General features: G+C 71.8%; 9 protein-coding genes. 8 read left to right on the top strand and 1 reads right to left on the bottom strand.

What is annotated here, in order from left to right; translation table 11 throughout:
* Positions 1–10 precede the first annotated feature (10 nt).
* The 8 genes from IE272_RS29015 to galK all read left to right on the top strand — a co-directional run bounded on the left by IE272_RS29015 (position 11) and on the right by galK (position 12,053).
* Complete coding sequence (locus IE272_RS29015; protein WP_050358892.1) at positions 11–1,828, top strand: ABC-F family ATP-binding cassette domain-containing protein; 1,818 nt, start codon at positions 11–13, stop codon at positions 1,826–1,828.
* A 67-nt stretch (positions 1,829–1,895) separates the two neighbouring features.
* Positions 1,896–3,563 carry an outer membrane protein assembly factor BamB family protein gene (locus IE272_RS29010; RefSeq protein WP_190008791.1) on the top strand — a complete coding sequence of 556 codons (1,668 nt, stop codon included), beginning with the start codon at positions 1,896–1,898 and terminating at the stop codon, positions 3,561–3,563.
* A gap of 237 nt (positions 3,564–3,800) precedes the next feature.
* Positions 3,801–5,723: an outer membrane protein assembly factor BamB family protein gene (locus IE272_RS29005; RefSeq protein WP_056703639.1), complete on the top strand. Its 1,923-nt coding sequence runs from the start codon at positions 3,801–3,803 to the stop codon at positions 5,721–5,723.
* An 85-nt stretch (positions 5,724–5,808) separates the two neighbouring features.
* Positions 5,809–7,665 carry an outer membrane protein assembly factor BamB family protein gene (locus IE272_RS29000; RefSeq protein WP_190008789.1) on the top strand — a complete coding sequence of 619 codons (1,857 nt, stop codon included), beginning with the start codon at positions 5,809–5,811 and terminating at the stop codon, positions 7,663–7,665.
* A 271-nt stretch (positions 7,666–7,936) separates the two neighbouring features.
* Entirely contained in the window at positions 7,937–8,647 is a 711-nt protein-coding gene (locus tag IE272_RS28995; RefSeq protein WP_057663438.1) for a response regulator transcription factor, read from the top strand.
* Between the two features lie 189 nt (positions 8,648–8,836).
* Complete coding sequence (galT, locus tag IE272_RS28990; RefSeq protein WP_050358897.1) at positions 8,837–9,880, top strand: galactose-1-phosphate uridylyltransferase; 1,044 nt, start codon at positions 8,837–8,839, stop codon at positions 9,878–9,880.
* A gap of 14 nt (positions 9,881–9,894) precedes the next feature.
* Positions 9,895–10,875 carry a UDP-glucose 4-epimerase GalE gene (gene galE, locus IE272_RS28985; protein ID WP_190008787.1) on the top strand — a complete coding sequence of 327 codons (981 nt, stop codon included), beginning with the start codon at positions 9,895–9,897 and terminating at the stop codon, positions 10,873–10,875.
* Complete coding sequence (gene galK, locus IE272_RS28980) at positions 10,872–12,053, top strand: galactokinase (RefSeq protein WP_050358898.1); 1,182 nt, start codon at positions 10,872–10,874, stop codon at positions 12,051–12,053. Before galE ends, galK begins: the two co-directional genes overlap by 4 nt.
* A gap of 18 nt (positions 12,054–12,071) precedes the next feature.
* Here galK and IE272_RS28975 read toward each other — a convergent pair whose 3' ends face one another.
* Positions 12,072–12,512 (bottom strand): GNAT family N-acetyltransferase, encoded by a 441-nt coding sequence (locus IE272_RS28975; protein WP_050358899.1) that lies wholly within the window; start codon positions 12,510–12,512, stop codon positions 12,072–12,074.
* Positions 12,513–12,666: the final 154 nt, after the last annotated feature.

The raw sequence follows: 12,666 nt of genomic DNA, 5'->3' as shown, positions 1-12,666 counted from the left end.
CAGGAGTGAAATGGCCGTCAATCTGGTCAATGTCGAGCAGGTCAGCAAGGTGTACGGCACCCGTGCCCTGCTCGACGGTGTATCCCTCGGGGTGTCCGAGGGCGACCGGATCGGTGTCGTGGGCCGCAACGGCGACGGCAAGACCACCCTCATCCGGATGCTCGCCAAGCTGGAGGAGGCGGACACCGGCCGCGTCACCCACAACGGCGGGCTGCGTCTCGGCGTCCTCACCCAGCACGACTCCCTGGACCCGGCGAAGACCATCCGCCAGGAGGTCATCGGCGATCTCGCCGACCACGAGTGGGCGGGCAGCGCCAAGATCCGCGACGTGCTCACCGGGCTCTTCGGCGGCCTGGCCCTCCCCGGCTTCGAGCACGGGCTCGACACCGTCATCGCCCCGCTCTCCGGCGGCGAGCGCCGCCGTATCGCGCTGGCCAAGCTCCTCATCGACGAGCAGGACCTGATCGTCCTCGACGAGCCCACCAACCACCTCGACGTCGAGGGCATCTCCTGGCTGGCCGGCCACCTGCGCACCCGGCGCTCCGCCCTCGTCTGCGTCACCCACGACCGGTGGTTCCTCGACCAGGTCTGCACCCGCATGTGGGACGTCCAGCGCGGCACCGTCCACGAGTACGAGGGCGGCTACAGCGACTACGTGTTCGCCCGCGCCGAGCGGGAGCGCATCGCCGCCACCGAGGAGTCCAAGCGGCAGAACCTCATGCGCAAGGAGCTGGCCTGGCTGCGCCGCGGCGCCCCCGCCCGTACCTCCAAGCCGCGCTACCGCATCGAGGCCGCCAACGAGCTCATCGCCGACGTGCCGCCGCCGCGCGACACCAGCGAGCTGATGAAGTTCGCCAACGCCCGCCTCGGCAAGACCGTGTTCGACCTGGAGGACGTGACCGTCCAGGCCGGGCCCAAGACCCTCCTCACCCACCTCACCTGGCAGCTCGGCCCCGGCGACCGCATCGGCCTGGTCGGCGTCAACGGCGCGGGCAAGACCTCGCTGCTGCGCGCGCTCGCCCAGGCCGCCCGCACCCAGGGCGACGAGCAGCCCGCCGCCGGGAAGGTCGTCGTCGGCAAGACCGTCAAGCTCGCCTACCTCTCCCAGGAGGTCACCGAGCTGAACCCGAACCTCCGGGTCCTGGAGGCCGTCCAGCAGGTGCGCGACCGGGTCGACCTCGGCAAGGGCCGCGAGATGACCGCCGGTCAGCTCTGCGAGCAGTTCGGCTTCACCAAGGAGAAGCAGTGGACGCCCGTCGGCGACCTCTCCGGCGGTGAGCGCCGCCGGCTCCAGATCCTGCGGCTGCTGATGGACGAGCCGAACGTTCTCTTCCTCGACGAGCCCACCAACGACCTCGACATCGAGACCCTGACCCAGCTGGAGGACCTCCTCGACGGCTGGCCCGGGTCGATGATCGTGATCTCCCACGACCGGTTCTTCATCGAGCGGACCACGGACCGGGTCATGGCGCTCCTCGGCGACCGCGCCCTGCGGATGCTGCCGCGCGGGATCGACGAGTACCTGGAGCGCCGGCAGCGGATGGAGGAGGAGTCCACCCCCTCCGCCGCCGCGCCCCGCCCGTCCTCGGCCCCCGCCGCCGCCCCGGCGGTCTCGGCGCAGGAGGCCCGCGCCGCGAAGAAGGAACTGCAGAAGGTCGAGCGGCAGCTCGACAAGCTCTCCACCCGCGAGACCAAGCTGCACGCCCAGATCGCCGAGAACGCCACCGACTTCGAGAAGGTCGCCGGGCTCGACGCCGAGCTGCGCGAACTCGTCACCGAGCGCGACGAGTTGGAGATGCGCTGGCTGGAGCTGGCCGAGGACGCCTGACGGGGACCGCCGCGGCGGGTGGTAGAACAGGACGGCAGGGACCGTACGTTCGAGGGGGACCACACCGATGTCGCAGCCGCCGCCGCAGCAGGGCGGGCCGGGGGAGCCGGAAGGCTTCGGCGCCCCGTTCGAACCGCAGCCCGGTAGGTACGGAGCCCCCGTGCCGCCCCTGCACCAGCCGCAGCCGGGCCCCTACGGTCAGCCGTCCCAGCCGCCGTACGGCTACCCGCAGCCGCCCACCGTTCCCCACGGTCACCCGGGGCCCCCGTCCTCCTCGCCGCCCGACGGGCCCGGCGGCGGCGGGCGTTCGCGGGGCCGGGTCGCCGCTCTCGTCGCGGCCGTGCTCGCCGGGGTCCTCGTCATCGGGACGGGCGTCTGGTTCGCGGCCGGCGGCGACGGCGCCGACGACGGAAAGCCCGTCGCGAAGGAGAGCGGGGCTTCGAAGAAGCCCGGCCCCCAGGTGACGCCGGCCGCGGGCGCCGACGAGCTCAACAAGGGCCGCAAGGACGGCGAGGCGAAGGTCCGCTGGGTCGAGAAGAACGGCGTGGACCTGCCGCAGGGAGGCGCGCGCGTGTACGGCCCGTGGCTCACGGGCGACATCGTGGCCAAGGCCATGTACCGCACGGCGTCCGGCCATTCCGCCGAGGACGGGACGCGGAAGTGGAGTCTGCGCCTGCCGGCCGACGTCTGCGCCGCGCCCACGCTGCCGAGCCCGGACGGGAAGGTCGTCGTCGCGCTCAGGGCCGACACCAGCGACGGCGCGCCCTGCGACAGGCTCCAGATGATCGACCTGGCCACCGGCAAGGCGGGCTGGACGGCGACGGTCGAGCGGACCGGCATGCAGGACGGGCTCTCGCACATCGTCATGGCGATCAACGGCGACGTCGTGACGGTGGGGCGGACCACCCTCACCGACGCCTACCGGATCAGCGACGGAAAGCACCTGTGGGGCACGCTGCCCGGAACCTGCCAGCCGTACGGCCTCACCAGCGGCGACATCGCGCTCGCCGCGGTCGACTGCCGGAAGCGGCCGAGTGACGACGACGTGGGCGACGAGGAAGTGCGGCGCATCGATCCGGCCACCGGCAGGACGGTGTGGACCTACCAGGTCAAGAAGGGGTGGAAGGTCGACCGGTTCTACTCCGTCGACCCGCCGGTCGTCTCCCTGCGGCAGGGCGAGTTGAACGAGAAGTGGGCCATCGCGCTCCTGAACCCCGACGGCACCTACCGGGCCCAGCCCGTTCCCGGCAAGGAGAACTTCGAGGTCCAGTGCGGCGAGCCGGGCGAGAACCTGGACGACTGCATCGGGGCGGCCGCCGACAGCGACACGCTCTACCTCGCCACGAAGCCCGCCGCCGGCGCGGACGGGGAGCTCACCAATTCCGTCGTGGCCTTCGACCTGAGCACCGGCAAGTCCACGTGGAAGGTCCCGGCCCCGCCCGCGCAGACGCTGCATCCGATGCGGGTCGAGAACGGCCAGGTGCTGCTCTACCTGACCCCGCCGCCCACGAAGGAGACCCCGAACGGTGGCGGCATCATGGCGCTCGGCCCGCAGGGCGGCGCCCTGCGGCCGGTCCTGCGGCACCCGGCGTCGGCGGCGACGGCGGTGACCGGCCTGTTCGAACCCACGATCCGCTTCGTCGGCGGACGCTCCTTGATCTCCTCCGGTTACATCACCGCGGAGACCGACGAGGAGGAGATGGACCTGCGGACGATGATCGCCTTCGGTGACTGACCATCACCTTCCGCCCGGGCGTAACGGAGGCATCACAAGGCGGTTCTCCCTTGGGAACAGGGGCTGGCCCGAACCGGTGCCCGGTGGCGGACGGGTGGTACAAAGAAGCCCCGCCCGACTGTCGTAACACCGCGGAAGCCATGCCCGATTCGCTCCTTTCCGAGGGGAATTGACCCTCTTGGGAATGCGGGGGAGACCGATTCGCGCACCGGGCCGCACGAAGGGGGACGTGCTGATATGAGCCAGCCGCCCAGCCAGCAACCGCCGCAGGGAGGCTTCGGTGCTCCGCAGGAGCCGCCGAACGGAGCTCCTCAGCAGCCCCAGGACCAGCCGAACCCGGCAATGCCGCAGACGCCGCCCGGCCAACCGCCCCAGGGACCGCCCCCCGCACAGCCGCCGGCGGCACCGGCAGGCCCGCCGCAGACGCCCCCGCCGGGCACTCCGGCGTACGGCTACCCGCAGCAGCAGCCTCCGGCAGGTCCCGGCTACGGCTACCCGCAGCAGCCCGGCCAGGCCCCCGGCCCCTACGGTCAGCAGGCCCCCGGCCCGTACGGCCAACAGCCCGGTCCCTACGGCCAGCAGGCCCCCGGCCCGTACGGCCAGCAGGCTCCGGGTCCGTACGGTCAGCAGCCCCAGCCCGGTCACGGCTACCCCACGCAGCAGTACCCCGGAGTCCCCGCGCCCGGCGGACCGGGTTCCGGCGCCGGCGGGTTCCTCAAGAACAAGACCGGCGTCGTGGTCGCGGCGGCGCTCGCCGTGGTCCTGGTCGCCGGTGCGGGCACCTGGTTCCTCGTGAGCGACAGCGGTGACGACCCCAAGAAGCCCGTCGCCGGCCCGAGCAACGACCCCAAGGCCCCCAGCGGGTCGCCGACGGTCGACGAGGGCGACGGCAACGGCGACGGCCGCGAGGTGGACAGCGACCTCAACGCCGGACGCAAGCCGGGCGAGGCCAAGGTCGCCTGGCTCCAGAAGAACGACGTCGACCTGCCGCGCAGCGGCGCGGCCGTCGAAGGCCCCTGGTTCACCGGAGACCTGGTCGTCAAGGCCATGTACCGGGGTGTCTCCGGCTACTCCGTCACCGACGGCAAGAAGAAGTGGAACCTGGAGCTCCCCGCCGACGTGTGCGCCGCGCCCAACACCGCGACCGCCGATGGCAAGCTCGTCCTCGGCGTCAAGGACGGCACCACCGATCGGTCCGACTGCTCCGTCCTCCAGATGATCGACCTCAACACCGGCAAGGCCGGCTGGAAGAAGTCGGTCAAGAAGAACGGCACCTGGGACTTCCTGTCGGACATCGGTCTGGCGATCAGCGGGGACACCGTCACGGTGGGGCGCACCAGCAACTCCAACGCCTACCGCGTCAGCGACGGCAAGGAGCTGTTCGGCAACCCCGAGGGCAACTGCAAGCCCTTCGCCTTCGCCGGCGGCGCGAAGCTGATCGCCGCGGCCAGCTGCCGCACCGACGACGTCAAGAACCCGCAGCACCAGGTCCAGGAACTGGACCCGGTCACCGGCAAGGCCAAGTGGACGTACCAGCCCGCGCGCGGCTGGGAGGTCAGCAAGGTCTACTCGGTGAGCCCGCTCGTCGTCAGGTTCGACAACGAGGAGAAGAAGCAGTACGGCATCGCCGCGCTCACCGAGAGCGGCAAGCTCCGCTCGCAGCTCTCGCCCACCAAGGGCGACAAGCTCACCGTCGACTGCGGGGGCAGCTTCGCGATCTTCGGCGAGAAGCTCGAAGGGTGCAGCGGCGTCGCCGCCGACGCCAACACGTTCTATATCGGGACCGAGGACGACAGCAGCGGGACCGCCCGGACGAACAAGGTCATCGCCTTCGACCTGAACACCGGCAAGCCCAAGTGGGAGGCGCCCGCCCCGGCCGAGCGCGTGCTGAAGCCGCTGGGCATGGAGGGCGGGAACGTGCTGCTCTACATGCGGCCGAAGTACGACGCCGCCGGCGCACTCGTGACCATCCCGCCGACCGGCGGCACTCCCAAGACGCTGCTTCAGCACCCGGAGTCGACCGGCCGGATCGAGAACGGCTTCTTCTCGTCCAAGGTCCTCTACCAGGGCGGCCGCTCCTACATCTTCAGCAAGCGTGTGAGCGCGAGCAACGACAAGGAAGAGCTGGAGCAGTCGACGATGCTGGTGTTCTCCAAGTGACGGTTCGCCACGGCATCCGACCGCGGCCGGCCTCTCCCGGCCCCACGCGCCCCCACACCCACTCGTCTCCCGAGGTACGCACGCCATGACCCAGCCGCCCCAGCCACCGCAGCAGCCGCCGAACACGCCCCCGCCCGCCGGTCCGCCCTCCGGTGGGTTCGGAGCGCCGCAGGACCCGCCGCCGGGAGGGTTCGGCCAGCCGACCCCGCCGCCCGCGGACCCCTTCGGCAAGCAGCCGCAGCAGCCCGCCGCCCCGCAGGACGCGCCCGCCGGGGGCTACGGCACCCCGCCCCCGGCCGCGGGCGGCTACCCCACCCCGCCCGCGCCGCAGCCCAACGGGTACGGCTACCCCCATGCCCCGCAGCAGGGTTACGGCTACCCGCAGGGGCCCGGCGGACAGCCCGGGATGCCCCAGCAGGGTTACGGGTACCCGACCCAGCCGATGCAGCCGCAGTACGGGGCGCCGCAGCCGGCCGGCGACGGCGGCAAGAAGTTCTCCACCCAGATGCAGATCATCGTCGCCGCGGCCGTCGCCGTGGTGCTGATCATCGGCGGCGGGATCATCTACGCCTCCACCGGCGACGACAAGGGCGGCACGAACGAGGCCTCCTCGTCCGGCGCCACCGGCGGCGAGGCCAAGGGCGGCGAGGGCGACGGCCTGGCCGGCGGCGACGAGAAGGCGCCCGCCAACACCAAGTCCGAGGTCGCCTTCCAGCTCCCGGAGCCGGTCGTCACCGACATCACCACGGTCATGGGCTCCTGGGTCACCGACAAGGCGTACGTGAAGTCCGGCGTCGCCGAGATCACCGCCTACGACCGCGACAAGGGCACCAAGCTCTGGTCCGTTCCGCTGCCCGGCGAGGTCTGCTCCGCCTCCCGGCACATGAGCAAGGACTTCAAGACGGCGATCGTCTTCGAGGAGACCAAGGCGACCAAGGCGAACAAGTACCCGTCGTGCAACCAGGTCGGCGTGATCGACATGATCGCCGGCAAGCTCCTGTGGAGCAAGGGCGTCACCTCCGCCACCGGCGGTGACAAGCCGATCCGCTTCGACGAGGTCACGCTCAGCGGGACCACCGTCGCCGCGGGCGGCACCTCGGGCGGCGCCGCCTTCAAGCTGGACGACGGCGCCGAGCTGTGGAAGCCGAAGGTCGGCGCGGACGGCTGCTACGACCGCGGCTACGCGGGCGGCGAGGCCCTCGCCGTGGTCCGCAAGTGCGGCACGTCCGACAGCCCGCAGCTCACCGTGCAGGCGCTGAACCCGACGACCGGCGCGCCGCTGTCCTCGTACCAGATGCCCGCGGGCGTCGACTACGCGAGCATCGTCTCCACCAAGCCGCTGGTGGTCGCGGCCGACGTCGGCGACACCGCCGGCGACGGCAGCGGCATCTCCGACTTCTTCTCGATCGACGCGGCGACCGGCAAGCTGATCGTGCGCATCCCCGCCGACGCCGAGCAGTACGCGGCCCGTTGCGGCTCCACCGAGGTCGAGCGCTGCCAGAACCTGGCCGTCGGCAACAACCGGCTCTACGTGCCGACCGAGAACCACGACGGCACCAGCGAGTACGGCGAGACCAACGAGGTCGTCGCCTTCGACCTGACCACCGGGAAGCTCCTCGGCGGTCGGGCCGACGCGGGCGACCGCTACAGCCTGACCCCGCTGCGGATGGACGGCACCAACGTCATCGCGTACAAGGAGCCCCCGTACGACAAGGGCGGCCAGATCGTCTCCATCGACGGCGAGACCTTCAAGCAGACCCTGCTGATGGAGAACCCGAGCGACGAGGCGGTCCGGGAGGCGGAACGCCGCTTCTCCACCGACCACTCCGAGATCCTGTACAAGGACGGGCGGTTCTTCAAGTCCAAGCGGCTGGTCAGCAAGCGCAGCACGTCCGACGCCGACGAGAAGCTCTACCTCGTCGTCGCCTACCGCACCGACTGATCACCGCGCTCCCCCGGGGAGCGCCCCGCAGCGTCAGGCCCCGCCGGTCGATCACCTCACCGGCGGGGCCGATCGTTTTCCGCCCCCGAAGTGATCGCGAAGTGCCGGTCAACGAGGACCGAACGCAGGTCGACGAGGACCGAAAGGTGCAGAATTCGGCATTCCGAGGGGCTTCTCCCACGTAAGGGCCGCGCGGCGTCGAACAAGCGTGTAACTTGCCGGGGCAGACGTCCGGGGGGCCGGGCGCACAGGGGCTTCGGGGGTGAGGACCGTGGGTGTGCGACTCATGGTGGTCGATGATCACCGGCTGCTCGCCGAGGCGCTCGCCTCGGCGCTGAAACTGCGCGGGCACCGGGTGCTCGCGGCGGCGGCGCCGACGTCCGGGGCAGCGGAACTGGTGGTCAGCAGGGCCCCGGAGGTCTGCCTGTTCGGTACGGCGTCGCCCGCCGCCCCCGGGGTCTTCGACCCGATCGTGCGCATCGGCCAGGAGCGCCCGCAGGTGGCGGTGGTGGTCCTCGGGCCGGTGCCCAGCCCGCGCGGGATCGCCGCGGCGTTCGCCGCCGGGGCCGCGGGGTACGTCCGGCACGACGAGCGCATCGAGGGCGTCGAGCGGGCCATGCTCAAGGCGCGGGCGGGGGAGAGCGCCATCGCCCCGCAGCTGCTGCGGGGGGCCTTCGCCGAACTGCTCAACCCGACGGCCCAGCCCGACGACGAGGGCCGGCGGCTGCTGAGGATGCTCACCCCGCGCGAGGCGGAGGTGCTGGTGCGGGTCGCCGAGGGCGAGGGCACCCGGCTGATCGCGGCCGGCATGGACATCGCCCCGAGCACCGCCCGCACCCACGTCCAGCGGGTCCTGATGAAGCTCGGGGTCGGCTCCCGTCTGGAGGCGGCCGCCCTCGCGGCCCGTACGGGACTGCTGGAGAGGGCCGCGGGCAACGGCGGCACGCCGCAGGGGCCGTACATCCCCGGACAGCGCGGGTGACCTACGGCCCCTGCGGGCCGTGACGGACGGGTGGCGGGGCGGGTCGGCCCGCGTCGCCCATGGATGCGTGACCCCTTCCCGGTCGTAGCCGTACCGGATCCCTCCCAGGGCGACTCCGTCATTGACGCACGTGTTCGCTTGTGATTTGTTATGTTCGATTATGTTGGGAGGATCTGGTGGAGGACCCTGGTGAAGAAGACGGTTACGACCCTCGCCGACGGCCGTGAGCTGATCTATTACGACTCCGCCGACGACACCGTCCGCGACGCGGTCGACCACCGCCCGCTGGATCCCGTCTCGACCTCGTCCGAGATCCGCCGCGACCCGCTGCTCGGCGACGCGGTCGCCATCGCCTCGCACCGTCAGGCCCGCACCTACCACCCGCCGGCGGACGCCTGCCCGCTCTGCCCCACGCGCGACGGACGCGTCGGCGAGATCCCCGACAGCGACTACGACGTCGCCGTGTTCGAGAACCGCTTCCCCTCCCTCGCCGGCGACTCCGGCCGCTGCGAGGTCGTCTGCTTCACCTCCGACCACGACGCGTCCTTCGCCGACCTCACCGAGGAACAGGCCGCCCTCGTCCTCGCCGCCTGGACCGACCGCACCGCCGGACTCGCCGCACTCGACCAGGTCACCCAGGTGTTCTGCTTCGAGAACCGGGGCGCCGAGATCGGCGTCACCCTCGGCCACCCGCACGGCCAGATCTACGGCTACCCCTTCGTCACCCCGCGCACCGAGCTGATGCTCCGCTCGGCCGCCCGCCACCGCGAGGAGACCGGCCGCAACCTCTTCGACGACGTGGTCGCCCGCGAGGAGGAGGACGGCTCACGCGTCGTCCTCGCCACCGACCACTGGACCGCCTTCGTCCCGTACGCGGCGCACTGGCCCTACGAGGTCCACCTGTACCCCCGCCGCCGCGTCCCCGACCTGCGGGAGCTGGGCGAGGAGGCGCGGACAGAGTTCCCACAGGTCTATCTGGAACTCTTGAGGCGCTTCGACCGGATCTTCGGACCCGGCGAGCCGCCGACCCCGTACATCTCCGCCTGGCACCAGGCGCCGTTCGGGGTCCCCGGACGGGAGGACTTCGCCCTGCATCTGGAGCTTTTCACCATTCGCCGGACCTCCGGCAAGCTGAAGTTCCTCGCGGGGTCCGAGTCCGGCATGAGCGTGTTCATCAACGACGTGCCGCCGGAAGCCGCGGCCCAGCGACTGCGAGAGGTAGCGAGCAAGTGAGCAACCCCCCGAACGTGAGCAACTCTCCGAAGAAGTACCTGGTCACCGGCGGCGCCGGTTACGTAGGCAGCGTCGTCGCCCAGCATCTGCTGGAGGCCGGGCACACGGTGACCGTCCTGGACGACCTCTCCACCGGCTTCCGCGCGGGCGTCCCGGCCGGAGCCGCGTTCATCGAGGGCCGCATCCAGGACGCCGCCCGCCACCTGGACCCCTCCTACGACGGCGTCCTGCACTTCGCCGCCTTCTCCCAGGTCGGCGAATCCGTCGTCGACCCGGAGAAGTACTGGGTCAACAACGTCGGCGGCACCACCGCCCTGCTCGCCGCGATGCGCGAGCACGGCGTACGCACCCTCGTCTTCTCCTCCACCGCGGCCACCTACGGCGAACCGGTCTCCAGCCCCATCACGGAGGCCGACCCCACCGCACCCACCAGCCCCTACGGCGCGTCCAAACTCGCCGTCGACCACATGATCAGCGGCGAGGCCACCGCCCACGGACTGGCCGCCGTCTCGCTGCGCTACTTCAACGTGGCCGGGTCCTACGGCAATTGCGGCGAACGCCACACGCCCGAGTCCCACCTCATCCCGCTGGTCCTCCAAGTGGCCCTGGGGCAGCGCGAGTCGATCTCCGTGTACGGCGACGACTACCCCACCCCCGACGGCACCTGCGTCCGTGACTACATCCATGTCGCCGACCTCGCCGACGCCCACCTGCTGGCCCTCCGGGCCGCCGCCCCCGGCGAGCACCTGATCTGCAACCTCGGCAACGGCAACGGCTTCTCGGTCCGCGAGGTCATCGAGACCGTCCGCAAGGTCACCGGCCACCCCGTCCCCGAGACCGCAGCCCCCCGCCGGGGCGGCGACCCGGCCGTCCTCGTCGCCTCCGCCGCCACCGCCGTGGAGCGCCTCGGCTGGACGCCGTCCCGCGCCGACCTGGCCGGAATCATCGCCGACGCCTGGCAGTTCGCCCGCCGAGAGGACACCGCCACCCCATGACCGAGACCACGGATCCGTACGGGACCGACCCCGCCGTCACCTTCGCCGAGCTGTACGGAAGCGAGCCCGACGGCATCTGGGCGGCACCCGGACGAGTGAACCTCATCGGTGAGTACACCGACTTCAACGACGGCTTCGTCATGCCGCTCGCCCTCCCGCACACCGCCCGCGCGGCCGTCTCCCGCCGCGACGACGGCGTGCTGCGGCTGTACTCCGCCGACGTCCCCGGCGGCGTCGTCTCCCTCCGCGTCGACGAACTCGCCCCGCACTCGGGCCACGGCTGGGCCGCCTACCCCGCCGGAGTGCTCTGGGCGCTGCGCGAGGCCGGACACCCGGTCACCGGGGCGGACATCGCGCTGACCTCCACCGTGCCCACGGGCGCCGGACTCTCCTCCTCCGCCGCCCTCGAGGTCGTCACCGCGCTGGCCCTGAACGACCTGTTCCACCTCGGTCTCACCGGACCCGAACTCGCCGTCGTCGGCCGCCGCGCCGAGAACGACTTCGTCGGCGTGCCCTGCGGGATCATGGACCAGATGGCCTCGGCCTGCTGCGTCGAGGGCCACGCCCTCCATCTGGACACCCGCGACCTCTCGCTGCGCCAGGTCCCCTTCGACCTGGCCGCCCAGGGCCTGACGCTGCTCGTCGTCGACACCCGGGTCAAGCACGCGCTCGGCGACGGGGCGTACGCGGAGCGCCGGGCCGGCTGCGAGGAGGGCGCCCGGCTGCTCGGCATACCGATGCTGCGCGACCTGCGACACGAGAACCTCGCCGCGGCGCTCACCACGCTCGCCGACGCCGGGGCGGACGAGTCCGTCGTCCGCTACGTCCGCCATGTCGTCGGCGACAACCGCCGGGTCGAGCAGGTCATCGCGCTGCTCGACGCGGGCGACGTCCGCGCCGCGGGCCCCGTCCTGAACGAGGGCCACCGCTCGCTCCGCGACGATCTGCGGGTCTCCTGCCCCGAACTGGACCTGGTGGTCGAGGCGGCGAACGAGGCCGGGGCGCTCGGTGCGCGGATGACCGGCGGCGGCTTCGGCGGCTCGGCGGTCGTCCTGGTGGAGGAGGCGGCGGCCGGCACGGTGGCCAAGGCCGTCAGTGAGGCGTTCGCGGCGGCCGGACACGCGGCCCCGGGGATCTTCGACGCCATCCCGTCGGCCGGGGCGCGCCGACTGCGGTGAGTCCCCGGGACACCGTGCTCACAAGTCCTTGACCAGGATGAACTCGGTGACGCCCGGCGGGTAGTCCGCGACCCGGCCGATCTCCTCGTACCCCTGCTTGCGGTAGAAGCCGGGGGCCTGGAAGTCCCAGGTCTCCAGCCGCGAACGGGTGCAGGCACGCTCGGTGCGGGCGGTCCGTTCGGCCTCGGCGAGCAGGCGCGCGCCGAGGCCGGAGCCCCGGTGCGGGGCGTCGACCCAGAGCAGATCGACGTGCAGCCAGTACGCCCAGGTCCGCCCGGTCAGCCCGCCGGCCAGGGCCCCGTGCTCGTCCAACGCCCATACCTCCAGCGGGACTTCGTGCTCGGCGGAGGTGGAGAGCAGTGCACGCAGGCCGGCCGCGGCCGCGATGTTGTCCTCGTGCAGACGCCCGCTCAGCAGAGTACGACGTTCTTTGTCTACTTCTGTCTCAAGACGGAACATGAAGCACACCCTAAACACCCGGGGCAACCAGTTCGGCGAATCGCCTTCCCCCTGTGGCCCCCACCCGTACGCTGATGCTCAGCACCGGTGGGGGCCGGTGCCGATTCAGGGGAGCGAGAGAGCCGGGTACGGCGCCCGGGGGCGGGGCGGCAGG

This window comes from Streptomyces anulatus, from assembly GCF_014650675.1.
In the GTDB taxonomy this organism is placed as follows: Bacteria; Actinomycetota; Actinomycetes; order Streptomycetales; family Streptomycetaceae; genus Streptomyces; species Streptomyces anulatus.
This window is presented reverse-complemented; position numbering and strand designations above follow the sequence as displayed.

Excerpts from the sequence above, each read along its gene's own strand:
- IE272_RS29010 (WP_190008791.1), top strand. The coding sequence starts at position 1,896 with ATGTCGCAGCCGCCGCCGCAGCAGGGCGGGCCGGGGGAGCCGGAAGGC.
- IE272_RS29005 (WP_056703639.1), top strand. The coding sequence starts at position 3,801 with ATGAGCCAGCCGCCCAGCCAGCAACCGCCGCAGGGAGGCTTCGGTGCT.
- galK (WP_050358898.1), top strand. The coding sequence starts at position 10,872 with ATGACCGAGACCACGGATCCGTACGGGACCGACCCCGCCGTCACCTTC.
- IE272_RS28975 (WP_050358899.1), bottom strand. The coding sequence starts at position 12,512 with ATGTTCCGTCTTGAGACAGAAGTAGACAAAGAACGTCGTACTCTGCTG.
- IE272_RS29000 (WP_190008789.1), top strand. The coding sequence starts at position 5,809 with ATGACCCAGCCGCCCCAGCCACCGCAGCAGCCGCCGAACACGCCCCCG.
- IE272_RS29015 (WP_050358892.1), top strand. The coding sequence starts at position 11 with ATGGCCGTCAATCTGGTCAATGTCGAGCAGGTCAGCAAGGTGTACGGC.